Genomic DNA, 23,041 nt, shown 5'->3' with positions numbered 1-23,041 from the left:
TGTGATCTCTTTATTTCTTCACAACCGCTTCTTCTGTCATGACGCCGGCATAATACATCCTCTTGCGGTTTACCAGTTCGTTTACAGCGAAGATGTAGTCGTTCGCAGCGACCGCCTTTAAAGCGTCAAGCCTTCCATCCTGCTCCACGGTCCACCAAAAGCTTTCCTTCTCCTTGTTCATACCGGCGTAGTCCGTGTACTCACTCTTCAGCTCCGTTCCAATACCTAGAACGATAAAGCAGTCTTTTCCTCAAGGGTATATGCTGCCATCATCCAAGCTCCTTTTTTTGATTTGATCAAGTCATTTGTTTTTTTACTTGATGGGTTTATAATAACCATAAATCATGTCAAAATATGATACTGTTTAGAGGGCCTTATGAAAAAAGTAGAACGGATTAACATCATCATGCGGTACATCAACAACCGCGCCCATTTTACCATTTCGGAAATCATGCATGAGTTTAACATCTCTCGTTCGACGGCGATTAGAGATATCAGGGAAATTGAAGCGATGGGAATGCCTCTGGTCGCCGAAGTCGGAAGGGACGGGGGTTATTTTGTCATGCACAACTCCGTCCTGCCCAATGTCCGCTTTACCGATAATGAGGTTAAGGCTCTTTTTATCGCCTTCATGGCCACACGAAATCTGCAACTCCCTTATCTCAAGAGTCGCCATTCTTTAGCGGAAAAATTGCTAGGCCTCATCTCTCAAAACCAGCAAGATGATCTTGTTCTGTTAAATCAAATCTTGCTCTTCGAAGGTACCAACCCCCACAATCCCGATCTGCTCGATCTATCGGATCTGCCCCATCCTATGTTAGAACAACTCATCCAAATCCTTCTTGTGGACCGCTACTTAGTGGTTTCCGTCGAAGAAGGAAGGGAAATAAAGTCTTATCCCATCTATCTCATGCACCTGTATCGTGAAAAAAGCTCTTGGCAAATTGAAGGCTTCGACCTGGAGGAGGAAAAGAGGCGGATTATTCCTGTCGACAATCTCACCGATGTCAGCCCATACCCCGATAAAAAAAGAATAAGCAGGAAGAAGATTGTAGAACAACTAAGCAAGCAGGAAGAAGCCATCAACCTGGTCCTCGAGCTTGGTCCCAAGGCGATCGCCCAGTTCAAAAAGTACCATCCGTTAAAAATTACGATTTCATACACGAATCCTTATCAAACTACGGCTATTTTAAAGACGTTCATCAATGTTCATCATCCGGATGAACTGGCCGAAGTAACAAATTGGCTGCTTTTCTTAGGTGGAGATATCCAGGTCAGGGAAATCCCGAAAGAAGTTGTAGAAGGATTACAGGAAAGAGTGGATGTTTTGGGGAAGAAGTAATTGACCATAACTACCGCCTGTAAAGCTTATCGAAGATAAGGCGGTCTATTTATTTCCGAATTCACCCAATGAACGGACCCGGTGCTAGGGAATACCGCCCATATGGGTGAGTACAGTGTTTGGCGAAGTTACTTTCTCTCAAGCTTTAGTTCCTTAATCTCTGAAAATCGAAATCAAAACCAATATCTTACATATTTCATGTTTTTGACCAAGCCCCCTTTTTCGATGGGTCATTTTCATTTTTAGGAGGGATGGCTGAATCACGAAGACGGCGGACTGCTGGGCAGTTGCCCCGAGTACGTTGAACTGATCGACGCAGATAGACCGCTCCTAACACAATTGGAGTGGTTTTTTGTAGAACACATTTCAACTTAACCAAGTCTAGACTTTAAGTAATCAATATGTCTTTTTACCTCAAACCAATTTGTAGCACGATAAATTAAGTCATTAGTAACAGACAAATTGTATGGCTGTTCAAATAAAATAACTTTGGAGTTCATACATTCTTGGAGTTTATTCTCAGTAAATGTAATATTGTTAAAATGAATATTATGGTTTTTAAGCCAATAAATGGTAACATCTCGAAAAAATAAAGGTCGAGCGGTAATAATTGATATCTGATGCTGATCAGATAATTCCTGTAATATTTCAACTGCCATCGGTAAAGGCGATGAATTCCAATGAATATCATGCCCGTGTTTATTATAAATGGCATCTCGTTCTTCCTCATCCCACCCGTATAGACGGTATAAATAAAAATCATTAACATCATCAGGTGTTAGCGATAATCCGGACACCATATTGTAATAGTGTAAATAAGCTGAAGTAGCATCGAGAACAGTGTTATCTAAATCTACTCCAATATGCACGGTTATCAACCCCCTTTTTCTGACAAACCATTATACCATATGTTAGATATATGATTTACAACCTCTATTTAGATTTAAAAGTCCAAGCGAGCTTCATGTTAAGCGCTAAGTTTATTTATTTGACCCGAGTAAAGGGAGGAACAGCATTTTGTTCCGACTTGAACGAGTGGTACATCATCCGAAGGCGGTAGCATTCTTTTTGATGGGCAAAGAAAACAATCGGGCTAGCCGAATGGCTTTTATCCGATTGTTTCTTTGTTTTTAGGAACATAAAAAATCTTTCATTTGCACGTTTACTTCCAATCTCTCGGCGAAATCATTTTATTTAAGAAAACCGGAGGCGTTGCCTCCGATCCTCTAACTCTTTTTCACAGGAGAATGATCTTTAAGCGTATTATGAAAATCATCCTTTACCGGTTGTCAGGAGCGAGTTGCTTCTCCAAGAGCAGCTCCGCAGCCTTCCGGAAATACTCCGGATCAGAATCGGACTTATCCAAGTAGCTTTTCATGACGAATCCATCATACAACATCCTCAACTGCACAGTCAGTTCCTCGGGCTGTCGTGCCCCGCCTTCACTTGCAAGCTCTTGAACCCGAGTCCAGAAGCTCCTCTGAATGTCCAGCAATCTGATGTGGGCGGGGTGGTTCGGATCCGGGAATTCGACCGCCGCGTTCAAGAACGGACACCCCCGGTAATCCGGCGTCCCCATCTGTTCGGTCACATCGCGAATGAGGGCGCCGAGCTGTTCCTTAGGAGAGTTCGGATACTGCTGCCTCAGTTTTTCCAGTTTCTCTACTTTTAGCTCATCCCTAGATTCAAGATAAGCAACCGTCAGATCATCTTTCGTCGCGAAACTTCGATAGAAGCTTGCCTTGGCAACGCCGGATTCCTTGATAATCCGATCGATGCCAACCGCCCGTATTCCCTCCATGTAAAATAATTCCGAGGCGGTACGTAATATACGATCTCTAGCCGATTCTTTTTTCATATTCGATCCCCCGTGTCTATATGGTTGGGAAATAGTGTCTTGACACGAGACAGATCTGTCTGTATCATTCCTTCATGAAGAGACAGACCTGTCTCCCCCATTATATGAAATCCTCTCGCTCCCTGTCAATTGAGCGAGTAGTGAGAGAGGAGAACATTCTATGCCTAATACACTTTCGGACGCTGCCGCCCGGTTGGTGCGGACTCGCGACCCCGTCTCCAAAGGAGACGGACACAGATCGCGTCTGATGCTGCCGGCTCTGCTTTTGCCTGTATTTATGGCTGTATCGAACGTGTTCATCGTGAACGTAGCCACACCTTCGATCCAGGAAGGGCTCGGGGCCAGCTTCTCCGATGTACAATTCATTCTTACCGGGTATACTCTTACGTTCGCCGTTCTGCTGATTATCGGCGCCCGGCTGGGCGATCGGTTTGGACGCCGGAGAATGCTGTTCATCGGAGTGGCCTTATTCACGATCGCTTCTCTGTTATGCGGCTTTTCTGCCCGCGTCACTATGCTCATTGCATCGCGCGTTTTGCAAGGCGTCGGTGCCGCTCTGTTTATGCCACAGGTTTTATCTCTCATTCAAGCCAATTATACACCAGAAGGTCGAGGCGCGATCTTCGGTATGTATGGAGCAACCCAGGGAATCGCAGCGGCGGCCGGGCAGATAATCGGCGGGCTGCTTCTCTGCATGAATTTGTGGGAACTGGATTGGAGAGCGGTGTTCCTAATCAGCGTTCTGCTCGGAGCTCTTATATTGGCCCTGATTCCGTTTATTCCGGAGTCCGGCTCGCCGGATCGCGCCGGACTGGATTGGGTTGGAGCCGCACTCGCCGCGACCGGCTTGCTGATGCTCGTCTATCCGCTCGTACAGGGACAGCGTGCAGGATGGCCTCCCAGCCTCGTCGCCGTTTTGTTCTGCTCGGCTCCTGTGTTGATTTTGTTCGCCTGGTACGAACGACGGCTGTTGCACCGCGGCCAGCTCCCCTTCATGAATGTCGATCTCTTTAGACATAAGGTATTCACGTTCGGCATTCTCGTCGTGCTGCTGTTGATGTCGTCGCAGGGCGCCTTCTTCCTTGTCGCCGCCTACATGCTTCAGCTTGGACTTCATTTCTCGGCTCTGCAAGCAGGTCTTGTAATCGGGTCGATGGGAATAGGCTATTTCCTCGCATCGCTGTTCTCTTCCCGAGTCGCTGCGAAGCTCGGAGCCCATGTACTGACCGTCGGTTCCATCTTAACGACAGCAGGTTACCTGCTGCTTAGCTGGGCGGTCCAAGCGACCGATGGTTCATCCGATGTCGGCGTGTGGATTCCGGCTCTAGCTGTACTCGGCATCGGTCAAGGCCTCGTCGCCGCGCCGCTGACTAATATCGTTTTGGCGAAAATCCGCACAACAGATATCGGCTCCGCATCCGGCGTCATGACAACTAGTATACAGATCGCCTCTACGATCGGAATCGCCCTAATCGGCATCATTTGGCTTAGCGCTCTTGGGGTCCCTCCCAAACCGGTCTCCGCTTATTCCGACGCATTTACCATTTGCCTATACGTGCTGGCCGCCGCCTCTGCTCTTATCATGCCGCTGGCATTGATGCTGGTGGGGCGAAACGGAGCCCGTCGATCGTGAAATAGAAGGAGCCCCCGTACAACCGGGGGCTGCTTGAACGTTTGAGGTTTTATTTCGTCACTGAAAACAATTCATCTGTACCACTGAGGCGGGCCTTGCTTTTCTGTTCTTCTACTATGATATCTGACGAACCATTCCGGAGGTTTCTCCCCTCCTCCAGCTTCAGTCGATAAAATCGACGACCTGCTGCAAGCGATGCGACTTGACTGACGGTATCTTCCCGGTGGCTTCTTAAACGCTCAACCTGCTCGGGGTATTCTGCAGGCTCGGCACCGGCGGATACCGTCAGAAACGGCTGCATTTGCTCTACAGGACATGCAAGCTTATTTTTCATACACAATTGAACCATTCTAACTGATCGTATGGTTATGTAGTGAACATTATGCCGTCACTTATGGTACGGTTCACCGCGCTATCTGTAACGGCAAGTTTCCGTTATAATTTTTCCCGTTGACTTAAACCGTGGTTTAAGTCGTATCCTATTCATGTCGACAGTAAACCATAGGATGTAAGGTTTGGAGGCCTCCAAATGAAGTATTGTTCTATTAGCGAAGCCGCAGCCAAATTCAATATACCGGAATCCACGCTGCGCTACTATGAAAAACAAGGGCTACTGCCGCTAATCGAGCGTGATGAAGCAGGCAGGCGGCTATTTTCGGAAGACCAGATGGCGCTTCTGCAAACCGTGATTTGCTTAAAGAACACGCATATGTCAATAAAGAGCATTAAGCAGTATTTGGGTTGGATCTTAGAAGGAGATGCAACGATCGAAAGCCGACTCGAAATGATGAGAAATCACAAACAAGCGGTGCTGAACGAGATCGCAGTAATGACAGAATCCTTGCAGGGAATTGAGGAGAAAATTAAGCGCTATACAAAACATATCGGGGAGGAACGATCATGAACCTTTCAGGGAATACGATTCTGATTACAGGCGGAAATGCGGGAATCGGGCTTGCTTTCGCAGAACGGTTTATAAAGGCTGGAAACACAGTCATCGTTACAGGACGACGCGAGCATGTACTTCAACGGGCGAAAGAAACGTTGCCAAACCTTATCACTCATGGAAGTGATTTGACGAAGGAATCTGAACGTACAGCCTTGTTTGACTGGATAACCGCGAACTATCCGGAAGTGAATGTGTTAGTGAATAATGCGGAATCCAACAACGTTTTAACGTATTAAAGGCTGATGCAAAGAACGACTGGCGGTTTTTCAACCAGGAAATCATCACGAACATTGAAGCGCCTTTCCATCTCTCTATGTTGTTCGCTCCGTTTTTTGCAACAAAAGAATCGGCGACAATCCTGAATGTGACATCCGGGTTAGCCTTCACACCTTTTGCGATTGCTCCGATCTATTCCGCAACGAAAGCGGCTCTTCACTCGTTTACGGTGAGTCTAAGACACCAGCTGTCAGATACGTCCGTCGAAGTCATAGAAGTTGCTCCTCCTGCCGTTAATACGGATTTAGGCGGTACGGGATTGCACACACATGGCGAACCGTTAGATGCCTTCGCCGATGGAATTTTCAAAGAACTAGCACTGGGCAATACGGAAATAGGGTACGGTTCTTCTGTGGCCCGTCTTCGCATGTCGCGAGATGAAATAGACGAATACACAGAAAAAATGTATCATGCAACGAAAAACACGATTGAATAACAACATTTATCAAATGCTGTTCCATTGTGTAGACTCCCTTATACCTGACTGCGGCAGCTACGACTTGGAATTGGCCCATATGAAGAACACTCGCCTCCGTGACGGCGAGTGTTCTTTATTTGGAGAGAGGGTCCAATGTAGTTTCAGAAACTTGCCGTCACCTATGATACGGTTCAGCTTAACGGGTCTATCGGCGAAGGCAATCTGTCGAAAGCCTTCGCTCCGTCGATCGGGTTGGAATAGTCACGCGAAGATACGATCCGCCCATCTTGGACCTTGACCACCATCATGTACGATAAGGTGAAGGAGCGACCGGTCGCGGTCACTTGCCCGTGAACGATCCATTCGGCAACGACGACCTCCGAATTTTGCGTCTCGTGCATGGCAAGCCATTCAGCCTCTTCAAAGCGTCTCATTCCGGCGATGCTCTTGAAGCGTTCGCGTGGGTTCCGGTGCGGTTGGCGTAGTTATTCGGGCTTAGCGGATATTTAATGGCCTAGCGTGTATTTGGATAAAGTGTCAGCACTTCCCCTTAACCGCTCTTCCAAAATCATGCGCAGCTCATCAGGAATCCGTTCAAACTCGACCCCTTTCCCCAAAAACAAAAGCCAATCCGCATAATACTCCAGCGCCTCAACATCGGTCACATCCAGTTGAACATTGAAAATCCCACTCGACTGGAACATCCCCGTAAAGGACAAAATAATCCCCGGCGGGTGTAAGCGCTTAAAGCGCTGAATCCCAGTCGTATCAAGCTTTACAACCAGATTGGAATCACGTGCACCAAGCCGTTTTTTGCTTAAAATCTCTTGCTCAGACCGCTTCATCTTCTGCTCGGAAATTGCCGAATCCCGCAGCATCTCAACAGGCAAATAACGAAACTCATCCGTATCAAGATCATAAACCTCGACCAGCCAATGAGCGTTTGAGTTCAAAATATGAAGCAAATAAACGTCCATCAACTGCGGCCAGCCGGGACTCGGCTCATACGTCAAGCGCAAGTGCTTATCCCGCGCAGCAAGCGAAATCAACTGGTTCAACTCCGCAGGCGCCGCATCATCGAGTTCCAAAAGATTCGGATTCGCAGGATTCGTATTTTCAAAGAGCAAGATATTATTCAGCTCGATCAGTTCGTCGTGCTGGGTTTGCGACGCGATGCCGATGAGTTTTTCCGTGATGGAGCGGCGATTTTGCAAATAAGGCAGCTGCGAATTTTTCGAGGCGATAAAGCTGATAAATATCGCTTTGAGCTCTTCTGGCGTGAAACGGACGGCGGACAGATACTGATTCTGCAGGACATTGTAGCCTCCCCCTCGCCCAAGCTCGGTCGTCAGCGGAAAACCCATCGCCTGAATCTCGTTAATGTCGCGGATCGCCGTCGCGCGAGAAATCTTGAACTCCCGCTGAATCTCTGCAATCGTAAAACGCGCGCGGTTATTGATGAAGCGCATGATCAGGTTCACTCGTTCTGTCTTCTTCATGATTTTATTGTATCAGAAATGATTATCATAAAAGGTATCGTTTTTTGATACATTTAGCGAATAGTATCAATCTTGTAAAAATAAATCTGCTAAGGAGAGATCAAAATGTCTAACTACTCCATCCAAGCAATCCCGGAAAACTACAAAATGACTGCTTTCGGTGTTATACTTGAAGACTACAACGACTGGGCAGGCAATGCAGCAAAAACCGCAGCGAAAAAAGCTGAAATCACTGAAAACGGCAAGCTTGCCGAACTTCTCGCGCTCGCTGACGGGCAAGAATATCAAATCAACTACGTCGTCAACGGCAAGGCTTGGCGCGGCTTCGGCGTGATGGGTGCATACGACGTGGAAGGCGCGGTCGTCCTCGACTTCCTCGCTGGGGACTACCTCGTGGTGCCTGGCACAGGCGCTGACAAAGACCGCCTCGCTGACGAAATAACAGGCAAAGTTTTCGGTGGCCTGCTGCAAGAAATCACAGACTACAAATACGTTGGGCCCGGTAACTCAACATTCGTCAAAGCAGCTGAAGATGGTAAATTCTACGGCGAAATGTGGCTTCGTGTAAAAAAAGTAGCAGGCTAATCTCGGTCAAAGGAGCACTCCCCATGGCAAATTACACAGTTGAACATAAAAAATCATTTACATTGACCGCTTATGGTTTTTCCATTCGATCCAATTTCCAAGACGTGCCGGCTCTGCAAAAGGAAAAAGCGGAGTTTTGGGGTGGACTCAAGGCTGACGGGCGTTTTGATAAGCTCAAAGCGGCGGCAAAAGATGATCGCGAATGGTCGGTCAACGAGGTTTATCAAGGCAGACCGTGGAATTATTTTGCTGTAGAAGCTAGCAAATCGGTGGCTGACGCTACACGCATCATCGAGTTTCCGGAGAGCGAGTACATCGTGGTCGCGGGAACCGGCGACAAGGAAACTTTGTTTGATCAGTTGACTTACCGTGCTTTTGGCGAAGTCTTGGCACAAATCACGGACTATGCTTACATCGGCGGTCCAAATGCGACTTATCGCAAAGAAAACGGTGACGGCACTTTCTATGGCGAATTTTGGGTTCCTGTGGTTAAAAAATAGCAGGGTACGACGTGGGATTACTCCTCCGGACTCGCCGGTATGTCACCATCCTGATCAATTTCCACTGTAAACAACCTATTTCTCCAACGATAACACTTGTAGCAAGCCAAGAAGGCTGCCCATGAATGATATGCTCCCCTTTAAGTAGACAGGTTAAATAAACAAACCTGCTGCTTGGAGGGGAGTATTTCTTTGGCCCAAAAGAATGAATTCACCGCCGGTGAGTTAATCAGTAGTCGAGACCCCCTTGACTCGAAACACTTTTCTTGGCAGCAAGAGATAGGTAAGTCAGGGAGCATTGCATCAAAATAAGACGGTCATTGATGTAAGCAATGCCGTACATTTTGACAATGGACCTCATTTATTGCTTAACGATACATCCGCAGGAGAATCTCGACTATCTCGAATATCTTCTTTTCTGAATATTCCATTTTGAACCCAATATATATCCTCAACCTTAATGCCGTAGTCTAGATCCCTATTAGTTATGCTTATCGTATCCATATTGAGAGACATCTCCTCTGATCTCAGATGATAAATCTCTTACAGCGTCCGCAAAGGCTCCAATTATTCCTGCCTGCCTTATTTCCTGATTAGAAAGTCGTCTTCCATTAGAATTTATTCTACGAAATATCTTATCGATATCTTCCACCTTGTCTAGGCGATACGTCGAGATTGGGAGTTTATAGTTTGCAAAATGGGTGCATAGACTCCTTTCAAATTTAGGTTCCTTTTGAGTTAACTTTCCTTCATCAAGTAGCTGCTTTGCAGATGCCATTGTCTCTAAATCAAAATGTTGTCCTCTAACATCTAATTTATTTTCAATGCTGCATTCCATCGATAATTTCATATTTTGCAACTCCGTCAATCTCCACCTCTGCAAGAAGTATTAACGGAAGAGGGTATCTTTTAATCATAGTATCAATTAATTGAGACTTTTCGTCTTTAGTCCAAACTAACTTTCGTTGATATCTTCTGTTTACAATAAGCTTTCCTTCAAAGATACCAAGAGTAAACTTCATGAACATTCTCAGCGCGAATATTAAGATCGATTCTTGATGGTTCCGCCATATTTAAACACCTCTTTGGAAGAAAGTTAACATTAACATAATTCTTGATCGAACAGGAGAATCCTCTAATTCAAAAAACTTGCCGTTACTTATGGTACGGTTCACCTCAACGGGTCTATCGGCGAAAAGAGGGCAACGGCGCATGACTGCCATCGTTCTTGACCCATTTAACCATCCAATTTTTTAATCGTTACAACCAGCACTCACATCGATGCAAGTTCGTTTATCGTTTCCTGGAAAATCATCTGCTTTTTCAAGCCCAGTTTCAGTTTTACCGAGCATTTCTAGAAACCCGTCTTTCGTATGCTCTCCGGCGAACCACATTCCTTCTTTTTTTTCGCTGAAGGTCCAGATTATAAACTGCATCAAACCCCTTTAAATGAATGTAGAGCAAAGGTGTTCCAAAATTTCATCGGGTGAATAGCCACGAACATCTCTTTGATAAAAATATGAATCAATACTTATGGCGATCAGCAGCATATCTGCTTTAAATATACTATTTGGGCTTGGATGATCCGCTGTTGCCATCTCATCGAATAACTCGACTGCGATTTGATGCATTTTGTTATAGAGCGGATTCTGTGATTGATACGGAAGTCGCTGAGTTGACGCGGATCCCTTGCCTCCTGTTAGTAGTTGTGCCTTCTTCTCAATGAAAGGCATGTAAATTTTGAGAATTCCCTTTAACCGGTGGTCCGGCGGCTCTTGCTGATTCTGCAATAGATATTGCTCCATATCTTCGAAGAACCGAACGACACTGTCTTTTATTAAATCCAAACACAACTCACCTTTATTGGCATAACGACGATATAGGGTGCCCGGACCTATCTGGGCTTCCGCCGCTATCTGATTCATACTTACCTGATCCACGCCGTACTGCTCAAAAAGTTTATGGGCTGCGACCAATATTCGTTGACGATTCTCGGCGGCATCACGTCGTTCAATTCGCGACTGAATTGCCTTGATTTCCTCCGACATATTAACACCCCTCATGCTAAACTTGGTTCATATTGACATTCGGAGACCTCTCCGCTTAATATAAAGAGGAGAGCTCTCCGTTTAATGTTAATCTAAATTTAGTGCAAATTCAACAGAACTATGGCCGAAGGAGATTGAGGATGGATTCTATCGCAAAACCTATAAACGAAAAAGCATTACTAGCCCTATTATTAATTGCCTCATCATTGGCCACGATGAATGTCTATATGTTCAACATTGCTGTTCCATTTATTATTAAAGACTTGCATCTGTCCACTTCCGAAAGCAGTCTGATAACGACGCTGTATGCAGTTGTATTAGCAGCAGGTTCGGGTACGTATGGAAAGCTTACCGATCGTTTCTCTGCACGGTCATTAATACTAATAGGGATTGCCCTATTCACTCTTGGTTCGCTAATGGGGTTTTTTTCGAGCTCTTTTCCGGCCGTTGTAACCGCAAGAATTATTCAAGCAGCTGGTGCTGCGGCTATTCCCTCCCTAGCGTATGTAGTTCCGCCTAAATATTTCAAACCCGAGAACAGAGGCAAAGCATTAAGCCTTGTGTCTACTACTTTCGCACTGATGGGCGGAGTAGCCCCAGTCCTCAGTGGATTTATTATTCAACTGTTTGGTTGGCACGGTCTTTTTGTTGTTTCTCTCTTGATCGTATTTATTATCCCATTTGTTGTGAAACACTTCCCTACTAATGTTGCACAAGGGGAGAAATTCGATGTATTAGGAGCTATTTTATTCTCCCTTTCAGTAGGCATTCTGGTACTAGGTATCAGCCTAAATCCTTATCTTTTAATAATTGCTGTCCTGATGCTTATTGCGTTTTCATTCCACATACGCGGGAAGAACGCACCTTTTATCACCATCTCTTTACTCGCTAACAAAGGCTACAGAAATTCCTTGCTCTCTGTATTTGCAGGCACATCTGCATATCCGGCCGCTTTATTTTTATTGCCCTTGGTTCTAAAACAGGGCGGTAACTTGCAAGCAAGCTTGATCGGCATCATCATGTTCCCAAGCGCACTGATTGGTTCGTTGTTCGGCCCTTACATGGGAGCACTTTCTCGCAAGTACAATGGCAGGATCATTATCCTAGCTGGTCATGGTTTTATGATTCTGGGAGCACTGCTTATGGCGGTTTTGCAAGACATGCCCATCGGCATTGGGATAGTCATGTTCATCTTTGCGCTCGGCTATACCACATTAGTATCATCCGCTGCCAATGTTGTGCCATCGACCTTGAAAAAAACGGAGATTGGTATCGGGATGGGACTCTTCACTCTTTTAAGTATTTTAGGAGGTGCATTTGGTCCTTCTATTTTAAGTCGATTTTTATCCTTCAATACTAACTTTACAATCTCCTTTATCATTGTCATCGTTATGTCAGTTATCGGCATTTTTCTAATACTCGCAACACGAGCAGATAATTCCCAAGATGATCTGAACAGGCATCCGGCCAATGGCTTAAAGTGAATTTAAGGGTATCCCAATGTACGTAGGAACGCTATCAAAAAGGCCATCCCGCAACTTAACTGTGACTCATGGAAACAAAATACAGCAGCAGAACAAGGAAAAATACCGGCTGAAAGTGGGAAGGTTTGACCCCCTGCTCCGCCGCTCGCCTTTCCCGCAGCGCAAGACCCTAATGCACCTGATCGTGAAGAGGATCACGCTGGACGACAGGAAGCACATCGGCAGCGTCGAGCTCGCCTTCAACGAGGAGACCGAAAAGCATTTTTTAAGCTTAGCCCCTTCCGCTGAACCAATAGCGTAGGGGCTTTTCCTTTATCCTGATAGGTCTTACCTTTCTTATAATTCTGAGTCAATCCCCAGGAACCGTCCTGACTACCTTTGACCGACACTTTGAGCATTCTGTCACCCTGCACTATGACAATGTCATACTCTGGCTGATTCGCACCGTACTGTACAGATACATCAAAGTCACACCATGCAAACAATATTAATAAGTATATGGGTACACAGCAAAAAACTTCGCCCTACTTGTGATAAGGTTCACCGCGCTGTCTGTAACGGCAAGTTTGTTCACTGCTTTTCAAATAAAGCCCCCTTTCGCAAGGAGGCTTCCAATTTTTCAGGAGAATAAACATGCCAGCCATCATCACCTGGCGGTTAGTTCCTCATACATACGCCACAATCGTTTTCGCACTTCTTCATCAAAATTAGCTAACAGGCACCACCTTCATTTTGTCGTTAATAAAGGCTCCATTCATGTTCTGAATTTCTTGTGCTGCTGCGGCGTAAACCCCCGGTTTGCAATCGGAACGTGCCCTTGCATTCATTAACGGGGCCGTTACCCTTAAATACCAAGGAGCATTACTGGTCAGATTGGATTTTACCCATCCCGGATGAAATGCAAATGACGAAACTCCTGTTCCTTCGATTCGTCGTGCCAATTCGAAAGCAAAATAGGTTCTGGCGAATAACGTTTGGGATAAAGCACACTTACCGCTAAATTGGTTTACAAGCTGTAGATCCTCAAAAGAACCCGATCCCGCTATCCGTGTCTTTTTGGCTTTGGCATGCGTTCCATGATCAAGGCTACCCTGCGCCTGCTAAAAAATCGGACCATTTGAGCCATAAGGTAATTGTTACGGCCATCGATGATATAGCTGCGTCCTTGGTCAATCCCTCGAAATCCGGCTCGTACAACCTTCTCCGGGGTCGAGAGCTTTTGGCCCGCCCCCATTTCCTCGCTGCCGACCGCATCGAAAAACCCCGTCTCGGTTGCACCCGGGCACAGTGCGAGCACGCGAACGCCTCGCCCGCGCGTTTCCGCCCATAGCGCCTCAGAGAAGGACAATACAAATGCTTTGGTAGCCCCGTAAACGGTAGAATAAGCACAAGGCATAAACGCGGCCATCGAAGCTACGTTAACGATGACTCCGTCCTCTCGCCTCAGCATATCGGGCAGCAACCGATGCGTAAGATCGACTAATGCAGCCGTGTTCAGCATAATCTCTTCTTGCTCGCGCTCCGGGTCTATTTCCTCGAAACGGCCATATGTGCCAACGCCTGCGTTGTTGATGAGAATATCGACCGACAAGCCCAGTTCGGATATTTGTTCGGCCAGTTGACGCGGGGCATTCGCTTTGGACAAATCGCAAGCGAGCGCATAAGCCTGTACGCCGTACTGGCGGTTGATTTCCCTTGCCATTGCATCCAGTTTGTCCTTGGAGCGCGCTGCCAGAACGACATGACAGCCTCGTGCCGCCAGTTCTTTGGCATACGCTTTCCCGATTCCGGATGAAGCACCGGTGACTACAGCCAGCTTGTTTCTATATGCATACTTGTTCAAGATACAAAGCCTCCTATCGATAGCACTGCTCTGATGTAAATTATCTTAATCGTACTATCGGTAGGAGGAGTTAGCCACAGCATGTCTATACTATTAACGAGAGTAACAGCATCGGTACTCGTTATGGTTCTCTTTTATGTGCACGAAACCTTAACAGAGATTATAATGATCGTGTACGAAGTGCTTTGGGTCCATTTATTTAATTACGATACGTATTCTTCCATATAAGTAATTAGAGGTGAGCTGCTTGAAAACAAATCGTTTCTCATCCGCATTGGGCGAGTTCATAAAATCGCGCAGAGAACGCTTGCAGCCTTCAGAGGCAGGGATCCAGCCGCTGCCTGGACGAAGACGCACTCCGGGACTTCGAAGAGAAGAAGTCTCTTATCTTGCCCATATAAGCGTGACTTACTATACCTGGCTGGAGCAAGGCAAGGAGGTGAATCCTTCGCCGGAAGTGCTGCTAAGTATCAGCAAAGCGCTTCAGCTTGACGAAGATGAGCAGAAGCATCTGTTCGATCTGGCCAATGTAGACGCGGAGAGTGTCGTTACAGTGCCGAATAACGGAGGGCCGGATGCGGGAGTTTTGCAGAAAATCGTAGATCAACTTTATTATCCTTCTTTTATCACGGACGAAGGTACGGATGTTATCGCTTGGAATCGGGCAGCAGAACTGATCGTAGCCGATTTCGGCAGTCTGCCGGACAACGAACGGAATATGATGAACATTATGTTTTTAAAGCCGGATTACCGTACAAGACTTCTGAATTGGGAAGGTTTTGCCCGTTACTCCGTAGCGGTTCTGCGGGCAAGCTTCGACCTTTACAAGAACAACCCGTTATATATGGAACGGTTCGAACGCTTGACGCGGGAAAGCGTGGAGTTCGTACATTTCTGGGAGCTATATGAAATCAAACAAAAACGCGTAGCCACTGCTTTATTCCGTGTTCCTGACGCACAGGAGATGGAGTTCGAGCTCCATTCCGCGGCTGTAATCGATAATGACCCGGGACTGCACTGGTGTTTCTTTGTTCCGGTTCCCGGTTCTGGCACGGAGGAGAGATTATTGCGTTTAATGGAGCAGGACAGGCAGCTACCGTAGACTGTTACTCCCGTTAATAGAATAGACGTGCTGTGGCTAACACCCTCCAGTTGTTTTATGATTCAACGGAAGACAAGATTGGAGGGTATTTAGCATGCAAACATGGTTCATTACAGGAGCGTCAGGAGGCTTGGCTTCACGTATAACTCGCCGGTTGCTTGATAGGGGGGACCGTGTAGCCGCAACGGTACGCAAGCCGGGGGTGCTGGATGATCTGCAGGCACAGTATGGCTCACAACTTTGGCAGGCTAATTTGGATCTGACAAACTCTCAGCAAATTGCTGAAGTGGTGGAACGTGCATTTTCAGAATTGGGCACGATCGATGTGTTTGTCAATAATGCAGCCTATGGCTTGTATGGCGCAGTGGAAGAAGCAAGCGACAGGCAAATTGAGCATCAGTTTATGACCAATGTGCTTGGCTCCCTGCGTGCAGCGCGTGCAGTCCTGCCCTTTTTCCGTAAGCAGGGCGGCGGTCACGTGGTGCAGATTTCGAGTATGGCGGGTCATTATTCTATTCCGGGTATGGGACTGTATTGCTCTTCGAAATGGGCGGTCGAAGGAGCCTTTGAAGCGCTAGCTAAGGAAGTGGCTCCGTTCAATATTAAGACCTCTATGGTGGAGCCCGGCGGCATCCGAACGAATTTCATTACAAGCAACGCCGTATTCGGCGAGCGGATGGACGAATACCGGGATACGGAGGCGGGCCAATTCGTTAGCCTGATGAAGGGAGAACTGCCTGGTATAGATATGAGCATGTTCAATCAAATGGTTGTCGGCGATCTCCGGATAAAATGGCGCAGCAGATTATCCGTCGAGTCGACCATGGAGAGGGTCCGATACGTATGGCGTTGGGCAGTGACGCCTATGAGCAAATCCGGGCAGCCCTGCTGGACAGACTGGCCGCTCTGGAAGCACAGAAAGAGCTGGCTTACTCCACTGATTCAGATGATGTGGTAAAACCATTTTAAAGGATACCAAAGAATTCGACATCTAAGGCAACTGATATGCTCCTCTGAAGTAGCCGGTTTATTTATTAATCCTGTCTACTTAAAGGGGAGCTTGTTTAGGGCTTTTCGTTATTTGTGATACGGCTCACCGCGCTGTCTGTAACGGCAAGTTAAAAGCCAACCCACAGATATGCTCACGAAATTGTTAGTAAAATTTCCGCTACCTGACTCTCAAAATTGGAATCGTCAATCGAATCCAGATGTTCCGGCCTGATCATTTGATATTGTTTCATCTTGTAATATTCGATTATCGCTTGTTTCAACGTGAGATCATACCATTGAATACTGAAATTCGGTTCCATGATGCGCCGCAGCGTGGCGTCATCTTGAATCAAGGGCAGCATGGGATTCATTCTGTTGAAAACCTTCCGGTCCATCCCGGTTTCAAAAAAAGTCCGTAAATTCTTATTTCGATTTTGTTGGGCCAGGACTAGCTTATCATAAAGCGTCGGATAAAATTCCTTGAGATCTTGCAGGAACAGGTCAGATAAATAAACAACGCACAGCAGCGATTGCAGAAAAGTTTTTTGGAAGCGATCTACATAAGAGAGGGAATCATCATTTACAACGATATCAGCCTGCTGCAAGTACTGAATTTCATATTCGACAACCTGTTCGATGATATCATCTTTGGATGAAAAATGTTTATATAGCGTCACTTTACTAATATCCATATATTTTGCGATATCGTCTATTCTCAATTGGCTGAACTTCGTTTTTCGAACGATCGGCTTAATTTTGTTTAAGTAGTGATCGGCGCTCATCGGTTTCCTCACGATTTAAGCCTCCTTTGATGCTTACTCCACAATAGTATAGCAAACTTAACGTTATCACAAACTCAGTTTACTTATTTTAATAACTTTACTATTTTCGTTAATTTGGTTTACTTTGCTAACATCTTGCTGTATAATCTTTCCTGTACCTAATCATGCCACTGAGGTGAAAGGATGATTACGATGCGTGTATTTGTAACGGGTGCAACGGGTTTCATCGGTTCTGCCGTCGTACGCGAACTTCTCGATGCCGGGCATCGGGTTGTCGGACTTGCCCGCTCGGATAGGTCTGCCGCAGCGTTGACGGCAGCCGGCGCCGACGTACACCATGGCGACCTCGATGACCTTGACAGCCTGCGAGAAGGCGCTGGGTCGGCGGACGGCGTCATTCACTTGGCCTTCAAACACGACTTCACCAGCTTTGAGGCAGCCGCAGCCGCCGACGCTCTGGCGATCGAGGCGATGGGAGCGGCGCTCAAGGGCACCGGGAAACCATTCGTGGCCACCTCGGGCACGTTAATGCTCATGCCGGGAATCCTCGGGACGGAAGAGCAGGCGTCGATGCAATCTACGCCGCGGCGCTCCGAGGAGGCGGCGCTTGCATTGGCTGGCCACGGCGTGCGGTCATCGATCGTCCGTCTCGCACCGTCCGTCCATGGTGAGGGCGAGCAGGGCTTCGTACCGACCCTCATCGGGATCGCGCGCCAGAAAGGGGTTTCGGCCTATGTGGGAGATGGACTCAACCGATGGCCGGCAGTACATCAGTTGGATGCAGCCCGTCTCTTCAGACTGGCGCTTGAGAAGGGCGACACGGGAGCCATCTATCACGGGGTCGCCGACGAAGGAGTGCCCTTCCGGGATATTGCCGGCGTCATCGGTCGTCAACTAAACCTGCCGGTGCGCAGTATAACCCGTGAAGAGGCAGACGCTCACTTCGGGTGGCTCTCCTTCGCCGCTTCCACCGATAATCCAACGTCGAGCGCGCTGACTAAGGAACGCTTAGGATGGCAGCCGGTGTACCCTGCCCTGATCGCGGACCTTGAACAGGGCCACTACTTCAACAACTGAAACACCCCGTTATCTCTAGAGACAATTTTGGGCCGTCCTTTGTGGGACGGCCCTTCGTTTTCGATGGAATTGATTCCTAATCCGGCCTTCTGTCTTCTTAAAACTTGCCGTTACTTGTGGTAAGGTTCCCCTGACCTTACTAAGTGGTAAAGTAAGCCCATCAAAGAACCAAAAGGTAATATCCTTAATCGTTTGCCTGTCGGTTTCTACCTCAACACGCTTTACTAATGCCCGAATCAGTGCCTTTTTCTGCTCATTGGTTGCCGAATCAATTAACGAATTGAAATTAATCAAGGCTTGATTTACGGTGTCCCTGTTAATTTTAATCTTAGCATATTCGGCATCTAACATCCTTTGAAACCTATCAATCCGCTCACTTAGCTCCTCGTTTCGTTCCCTTAATTGTTCTGAAAGGCGGCTGTGCTGTTGTGCAGCTATTGCTCCAGCAAAATAATCGGTATCAAGCTTTTTTTGCATGGCTTCGTTCCTTGTCAGCTCTTTTTCAACCAAATTCAGTGTTTGTTGTATTTCATATGTGTCTTGCTTCACATCCTGTTCGAGCTTTGCTAACACTTCATCAATTATTGATTCTGAATGGAGTAGGGCTTTAACGGTTGTAATTACCTGTCCTTCAATACGATCTTTTGGAATTAAATTTGTACCGCAAGCAACTTTCCCTTTACTGTGGTATGCCTGGCACATGTAATAAAGATGATACCCCGAACCATCATATTTTTTCGTTTTACTCATTACCGTTCCTGCTCCACACTTGGGGCATCTTAGTAAGCCAGATAGAAGGAACTCACCATTATAATTTTTGTTTGTTGAAACGCTATTTTTACTTGCTAATTGAACCGCCTGTACCTTGTTCCAAAGTTCTAAACTAATGATTGCCTCATGCTGTCCCTCGACTAAAATTGGTTCTTCATTTTTTCCTTTACGTCGGCGAATATTCCAGTCTTGATGATATGACCACCGATTCTGTCCAATATAGGTCGGGTTCGTCAGTATTGTCTTAATGCTAAAAATACTGAATAACTTTCCCGTTTTCGTTGTAATGCCACGTTCGTTGAGCCTGTGGGCGATTGCTTTATATCCCATGCCGTCTAATCGCATTTGAAAGATATTCCGAATAACATCGCTCTCTGCTTCATTTATTACGAGTTTCTTATCGACGCAATCGTATCCGTAAATTAATCCACCGTTCCATTTTCCTTCTGAAGCTCTCTTATTCATGCCCAACTTTACCCTTGATATAATGGATGCTCGCTCATGTTGCGCAAGTGTTCCCAATAATGAAATCATCATAAATCCATTATCGGTTGAACTGTCAATATCGCCTATGCTAATAAGAAGCTTACAGTTTCGTGGTCTTAGCTCGTTTTCAATTAACGTCAGAACATCCTTGTTATTTCGAGAAATCCTATCAACACGCCAAGCCAAAATAATTTGAAATTCGCCCTTTTCTAAGTCTTTCATCATTTTCTGAAACTCGGGTCTATTAAAATCTTTACCAGAATAACCGCCATCACAATAAACCCTAACAACCTTTAGACCCTTTTGTTCGGCATACTTAATTAACTCGTCCTCTTGCGCTTGTAAGGAGTTACCACCGTTTTTCTGTTCCTCGGTTGATACTCTTGTATATATTACAGCAAGCTGTTTATCGCCCATTGTCATTTCCTCCATTTTAAAATTCGGGCAAGTTATCCGAAGAGAACCTGCCCGAAACCTTATTTGCTGTTTAGCATTGTTGCATAGTTTCTAATAATGCTTGCTAACACGCTGATGAGTTCAAGCCGCTTTACATCAGCTTCCGACGCGGTTATTATTGTTGATCTTTGATGGTTTGTCATAGTCAGCACCTATTAGAAAAGAGGCAATTCAGCCGACAGATTTTGCAACTGAATCTTAGCCCTAACTTGAAAGCTTTCTTTCTCAAGCTCAAGTTTCCTTGACTGTAGTTCTTTCAATACCCAGTCCATGCTTGCTGTATCAACTGTTTCGCCCCATTCGCAAGGCTTGTACAAGACCAATTGACGTATTGCAATGTCGAGTCCCTTTATCTGTTGCCTTAATTTCTGTGCAGTCTTTACTAACTGCTCGGACGACTGGACTGTTTGCCACTTGCCTGTTTGCTTGTTTAACATGGTAATTCCTCCCAAAGAGATAATGCTTCAAGCTGAAGCTGACTAATATATATCTTTTGGGGCGATTTATTTAAGTTGACTTGAAAACTTTTTTAGATAATCGCCGAATACTGTCCTGTTGAGGTGATTTCACCGTAACAATACAGCCCTTTGTAGAAATCTTCTCGGTCTAATATGCATTTGACCTGTACCTTTGTAAACCGCTTGCCTTTTGCTGTTGAAAATCCGTCATAGTTAAGTTGGTACGCATATTCTGAAAGCGACCAATCAGGGAACAGCTCTCGCAGTTCAAATAACCGTAATATTGCAGTTGCTTCATCCCAGTTTATTTGCAGTTCCTTCTGACCTTTAGGGCAGTTATATCCATACGGTACACCGCCCCCTGCATAACCGCCTTGTTCGGCTTTCTTTCTTCTGCCGCGGCTAAGTTTCATAGCGATTTCTAAGCGTTGGTACTGGTCAAGTAACTCCATCATGCCATTAATAAGAAAATCGTTCGGGTCATTTGCATAAATACTGTATGTGGTTTGCTCAATCGCTTTTACATCGACTTTGTTTCTCTTGAACTCACGTTGAATGAGTACCTTCGCCATATCTGAACGCCATAAGCGAGAAGTGTTCAGCACTATTACATAGTCCACTTTGTTATATTTCAGTTCAGCCAGTAGGTCTTGAAGACCGTCACGTTCTACCGTTAATCCTTCCTCATCAACGGTTGCACCACTTTGACCTTGGTCTTCATATATGCCTATCAATTCGATACCGTTCTTTTGGCAATAGCTTTCTATTTCTTCACGCTGATATGTAAGACTGTAACCTTCTTTCATTTGTCCGTAAGTTGATACACGAACGTACCCAACCGCTTTTTGCACCATTGTTAGCCCTCCCGTTACAGTGATTTGAGTCCATGTTACGACCTGTGGATATGTACCATAAAATAACGTTTAACCGTTATTTTTATTATATGGTATTTCCAATATTTTACACAAGACATCAAAATAATATTTTACATTTCCTGCTAATCGACCTTAAAATAGTAGTAGGTAACTCGGACAAAAGGTGGTACAGGTCATGGACACAAATACATTTTATATTCGCTTGAAAGAAATTCTTCGAGAAAGAAAAATGACGCAACGCCAGTTAGCAGAGCTAACAGGATTGCGCCCGAGTACGATAAGTTCACTATGCAAAAATCAAGTTGACCGGATTTATTTAACGACACTTGCAATAATCTGCGCTAAACTGGATTTATCCATTGACCAGTTGCTGATTATGCAAAAAGCTGATTGACCTTTCATTTATCAATGCACTGGCAGGTGCATTCATAATATTAGCCCATTCATCGCTTGCCAATTGGTTGAAATCAATATCAACCTGATTGGCGAGTGATTTTTTTATCTCATTTCTAATGTGCCAACTGTATTCACCGAATCCCCGTTGTTGGTTGAAAATCTGCGTTCGTCTTCTTGCTTTACACCATGACAGGTCATCAATTATTTTTGCATAGTAATACTCATTTTGCTGCGGTGGATATGTCATTACCTCATAGAACTTTATTCGCCATTCTGGTTTGTATACAATTTCAATTCTTGTTAAGTGACCGTCTGTGTCCGGATTACCTTTTTGCTCCGCTATTTTGTCATATATCCTACAATAAGCGTTCTTCTTGCGCTCGTCCTTCCAACCAAAATACCAACTATCTTGGTAATTGGGATTTATTTTCCTACTGTCATGGTTACTCATTACGAATACCCGATGCATTGGAACAGGTACATCATAAGCCACATCTGCGCTAACAAAATAAATGCCCTCACACATAGCTTTGATTTCTTGAATAATATCCGCATGGGTTAATAAATTTATTGGAGCGGTTTCTAACCGTAAAGTATACAGCGGCTTATGCAGTTCACCCACTATAAACTCCCTTTCCTTAAAGTTCATGTATTGAATAAACAGGTAGCTCTCACCTGCAAACAATGAGAATGTGAATACATATCCGATTGACGGTAGATTTATGTTAAACGCATCTCGTTTTGCTGCCCTAAGTAGAAACCTCATAAAGTCCGATTGTCTAATATTACAAAAATCAACTCTAATCTTATCGACTGAAACTGATATGCCCATAATTTTGACCAATCCTTTCGTTAAAAGATGCCGTAGCCAAAACTTTAAATGTTTTTGGACTATACTATTATAGGCAACCGCCCAGGAACAAAATAAAAAAGCACCTGATACACGTAAGTGTCCAAGTGCTTTAAGTTGAGTTAAGGTTGTATGTTGTCATCATTGACACTGAGATAATGACATACACTTACTATCCCTGTCAAGTCTAATCATGCCTTCAATAACTGACTGACAGCAATCCTAACTCCTTCTTTAACGGCAAGGCTGATTTCCTCTTTTGAATAGTTATCAAGGTTAAGCTCGTCCTCAATTTCAATATACAACTCACCGTTCTTGAGATGACTCTCAATCTGTAATTGGCGTTTATTGCTATTCATACTT

The 23,041-nt window shown here is 45.5% G+C and carries 27 protein-coding genes and 2 pseudogenes; 12 read left to right on the top strand and 17 right to left on the bottom strand.

From position 1 onward, the window contains the following. Positions 1-22: 22 nt before the first annotated feature. Positions 23-270, bottom strand: a pseudogene (locus tag PV407_RS19635) (effector binding domain-containing protein); the annotation flags it as partial. A gap of 106 nt (positions 271-376) precedes the next feature. On the opposite strand from PV407_RS19635, the gene PV407_RS19630 reads away from it, so the two are divergent. Next, a complete protein-coding gene (locus tag PV407_RS19630; protein WP_332091675.1) occupies positions 377-1,342 on the top strand; it encodes a helix-turn-helix transcriptional regulator in 966 nt (321 codons plus the stop codon). A gap of 371 nt (positions 1,343-1,713) precedes the next feature. Here the strand turns inward: PV407_RS19630 and PV407_RS19625 are convergent, their stop codons facing one another. Next, a complete protein-coding gene (locus PV407_RS19625; RefSeq protein ID WP_332091674.1) occupies positions 1,714-2,211 on the bottom strand; it encodes a 5' nucleotidase, NT5C type in 498 nt (165 codons plus the stop codon). 410 nt (positions 2,212-2,621) lie between these two features. Continuing rightward, a complete protein-coding gene (locus PV407_RS19620; RefSeq protein ID WP_332091672.1) occupies positions 2,622-3,200 on the bottom strand; it encodes a TetR/AcrR family transcriptional regulator in 579 nt (192 codons plus the stop codon). A 160-nt stretch (positions 3,201-3,360) separates the two neighbouring features. On the opposite strand from PV407_RS19620, the gene PV407_RS19615 reads away from it, so the two are divergent. Then, positions 3,361-4,833 carry an MFS transporter gene (locus PV407_RS19615; RefSeq protein ID WP_332091671.1) on the top strand — a complete coding sequence of 491 codons (1,473 nt, stop codon included), beginning with the start codon at positions 3,361-3,363 and terminating at the stop codon, positions 4,831-4,833. A 49-nt stretch (positions 4,834-4,882) separates the two neighbouring features. Here the strand turns inward: PV407_RS19615 and PV407_RS19610 are convergent, their stop codons facing one another. Continuing rightward, positions 4,883-5,167, bottom strand: a complete 285-nt coding sequence (locus tag PV407_RS19610) for a hypothetical protein (RefSeq protein ID WP_332091669.1) — start codon at positions 5,165-5,167, stop codon at positions 4,883-4,885. A gap of 195 nt (positions 5,168-5,362) precedes the next feature. Here PV407_RS19610 and PV407_RS19605 point away from each other — a divergent pair, with 195 nt between their 5' ends. Together PV407_RS19605 and PV407_RS19600 are read left to right on the top strand one after the other, a co-directional pair. Beyond that, the gene (locus PV407_RS19605; protein WP_332091667.1) at positions 5,363-5,737 is read left to right on the top strand and encodes a MerR family transcriptional regulator; all 375 of its coding nucleotides are present in this window, start codon (positions 5,363-5,365) and stop codon (positions 5,735-5,737) included. Continuing rightward, positions 5,734-6,494, top strand: a pseudogene (locus PV407_RS19600) (SDR family oxidoreductase). Before PV407_RS19605 ends, PV407_RS19600 begins: the two are co-directional and overlap by 4 nt. A gap of 173 nt (positions 6,495-6,667) precedes the next feature. Here PV407_RS19600 and PV407_RS19595 read toward each other — a convergent pair. Both PV407_RS19595 and PV407_RS19590 read right to left on the bottom strand, forming a co-directional pair. Next, entirely contained in the window at positions 6,668-6,910 is a 243-nt protein-coding gene (locus PV407_RS19595; RefSeq protein ID WP_332091666.1) for a nuclear transport factor 2 family protein, read from the bottom strand. 72 nt (positions 6,911-6,982) lie between these two features. Next, a complete protein-coding gene (locus PV407_RS19590; RefSeq protein WP_332091665.1) occupies positions 6,983-7,957 on the bottom strand; it encodes a helix-turn-helix transcriptional regulator in 975 nt (324 codons plus the stop codon). Between the two features lie 123 nt (positions 7,958-8,080). Between PV407_RS19590 and PV407_RS19585 the strand changes: the two genes are divergently transcribed. Both PV407_RS19585 and PV407_RS19580 read left to right on the top strand, forming a co-directional pair. Beyond that, a complete protein-coding gene (locus tag PV407_RS19585; RefSeq protein WP_332091664.1) occupies positions 8,081-8,560 on the top strand; it encodes a hypothetical protein in 480 nt (159 codons plus the stop codon). Between the two features lie 23 nt (positions 8,561-8,583). Then, positions 8,584-9,060: a GyrI-like domain-containing protein gene (locus PV407_RS19580; RefSeq protein WP_332091663.1), complete on the top strand. Its 477-nt coding sequence runs from the start codon at positions 8,584-8,586 to the stop codon at positions 9,058-9,060. A 481-nt stretch (positions 9,061-9,541) separates the two neighbouring features. On the opposite strand, the gene PV407_RS19575 is transcribed toward PV407_RS19580, so the two are convergent. The 4 genes from PV407_RS19575 to PV407_RS19565 all read right to left on the bottom strand — a co-directional run bounded on the left by PV407_RS19575 (position 9,542) and on the right by PV407_RS19565 (position 11,108). Next, positions 9,542-9,910, bottom strand: coding sequence for a hypothetical protein (locus PV407_RS19575; protein WP_332091662.1), 369 nt, complete (start codon positions 9,908-9,910; stop codon positions 9,542-9,544). After that, positions 9,882-10,082, bottom strand: coding sequence for a DUF262 domain-containing protein (locus tag PV407_RS29600; RefSeq protein WP_442951683.1), 201 nt, complete (start codon positions 10,080-10,082; stop codon positions 9,882-9,884). Before PV407_RS29600 ends, PV407_RS19575 begins: the two co-directional genes overlap by 29 nt. Before the next feature lie 231 nt (positions 10,083-10,313). Then, entirely contained in the window at positions 10,314-10,496 is a 183-nt protein-coding gene (locus PV407_RS19570) for a hypothetical protein (RefSeq protein WP_332091661.1), read from the bottom strand. Positions 10,497-10,505: 9 nt separating this feature from the next. After that, on the bottom strand, positions 10,506-11,108 hold the full coding sequence (locus tag PV407_RS19565) for a TetR/AcrR family transcriptional regulator (protein WP_332091660.1): 603 nt from the start codon (positions 11,106-11,108) through the stop codon (positions 10,506-10,508). Between the two features lie 140 nt (positions 11,109-11,248). On the opposite strand from PV407_RS19565, the gene PV407_RS19560 reads away from it, so the two are divergent. After that, a complete protein-coding gene (locus PV407_RS19560; RefSeq protein WP_332091659.1) occupies positions 11,249-12,592 on the top strand; it encodes an MFS transporter in 1,344 nt (447 codons plus the stop codon). 16 nt (positions 12,593-12,608) lie between these two features. Next, on the top strand, positions 12,609-12,893 hold the full coding sequence (locus PV407_RS19555) for a hypothetical protein (protein ID WP_332091658.1): 285 nt from the start codon (positions 12,609-12,611) through the stop codon (positions 12,891-12,893). A 741-nt stretch (positions 12,894-13,634) separates the two neighbouring features. Here PV407_RS19555 and PV407_RS19550 read toward each other — a convergent pair. Then, positions 13,635-14,435, bottom strand: a complete 801-nt coding sequence (locus PV407_RS19550; RefSeq protein ID WP_332091657.1) for an SDR family NAD(P)-dependent oxidoreductase — start codon at positions 14,433-14,435, stop codon at positions 13,635-13,637. Positions 14,436-14,682: 247 nt separating this feature from the next. Between PV407_RS19550 and PV407_RS19545 the strand changes: the two genes are divergently transcribed. Both PV407_RS19545 and PV407_RS19540 read left to right on the top strand, forming a co-directional pair. Further along, positions 14,683-15,537, top strand: a complete 855-nt coding sequence (locus tag PV407_RS19545) for a helix-turn-helix transcriptional regulator (RefSeq protein WP_332091656.1) — start codon at positions 14,683-14,685, stop codon at positions 15,535-15,537. Between the two features lie 94 nt (positions 15,538-15,631). Next, positions 15,632-16,495: an SDR family NAD(P)-dependent oxidoreductase gene (locus tag PV407_RS19540; protein WP_332091655.1), complete on the top strand. Its 864-nt coding sequence runs from the start codon at positions 15,632-15,634 to the stop codon at positions 16,493-16,495. A 184-nt stretch (positions 16,496-16,679) separates the two neighbouring features. Here PV407_RS19540 and PV407_RS19535 read toward each other — a convergent pair whose 3' ends face one another. Further along, entirely contained in the window at positions 16,680-17,321 is a 642-nt protein-coding gene (locus PV407_RS19535) for a TetR/AcrR family transcriptional regulator (protein ID WP_332091654.1), read from the bottom strand. Positions 17,322-17,501: 180 nt separating this feature from the next. Here PV407_RS19535 and PV407_RS19530 point away from each other — a divergent pair, with 180 nt between their 5' ends. Beyond that, on the top strand, positions 17,502-18,386 hold the full coding sequence (locus PV407_RS19530) for an SDR family oxidoreductase (protein ID WP_332091709.1): 885 nt from the start codon (positions 17,502-17,504) through the stop codon (positions 18,384-18,386). Between the two features lie 15 nt (positions 18,387-18,401). Here the strand turns inward: PV407_RS19530 and PV407_RS19525 are convergent, their stop codons facing one another. From PV407_RS19525 to PV407_RS19515, 3 genes are all read right to left on the bottom strand, one after another. Then, positions 18,402-20,060: a recombinase family protein gene (locus PV407_RS19525; protein ID WP_332091653.1), complete on the bottom strand. Its 1,659-nt coding sequence runs from the start codon at positions 20,058-20,060 to the stop codon at positions 18,402-18,404. A gap of 194 nt (positions 20,061-20,254) precedes the next feature. Then, positions 20,255-20,536 carry a hypothetical protein gene (locus PV407_RS19520; RefSeq protein WP_332091652.1) on the bottom strand — a complete coding sequence of 94 codons (282 nt, stop codon included), beginning with the start codon at positions 20,534-20,536 and terminating at the stop codon, positions 20,255-20,257. 92 nt (positions 20,537-20,628) lie between these two features. Then, a complete protein-coding gene (locus tag PV407_RS19515; RefSeq protein WP_332091651.1) occupies positions 20,629-21,411 on the bottom strand; it encodes a recombinase family protein in 783 nt (260 codons plus the stop codon). Between the two features lie 196 nt (positions 21,412-21,607). Between PV407_RS19515 and PV407_RS19510 the strand changes: the two genes are divergently transcribed. Continuing rightward, on the top strand, positions 21,608-21,826 hold the full coding sequence (locus PV407_RS19510) for a helix-turn-helix domain-containing protein (protein WP_332091650.1): 219 nt from the start codon (positions 21,608-21,610) through the stop codon (positions 21,824-21,826). Here PV407_RS19510 and PV407_RS19505 read toward each other — a convergent pair. Then, positions 21,785-22,450: a replication initiation factor family protein gene (locus tag PV407_RS19505; protein WP_332091649.1), complete on the bottom strand. Its 666-nt coding sequence runs from the start codon at positions 22,448-22,450 to the stop codon at positions 21,785-21,787. The genes PV407_RS19510 and PV407_RS19505 overlap by 42 nt on opposite strands. 419 nt (positions 22,451-22,869) lie before the next feature. Next, complete coding sequence (locus PV407_RS19500; protein ID WP_332091647.1) at positions 22,870-23,037, bottom strand: hypothetical protein; 168 nt, start codon at positions 23,035-23,037, stop codon at positions 22,870-22,872. Between the last annotated feature and the right edge of the window lie 4 nt (positions 23,038-23,041).

The organism is Paenibacillus sp. GYB003 (assembly GCF_036577625.1).
GTDB lineage: Bacteria > Bacillota > Bacilli > Paenibacillales > NBRC-103111 > Paenibacillus_AB.
This window is presented reverse-complemented; position numbering and strand designations above follow the sequence as displayed.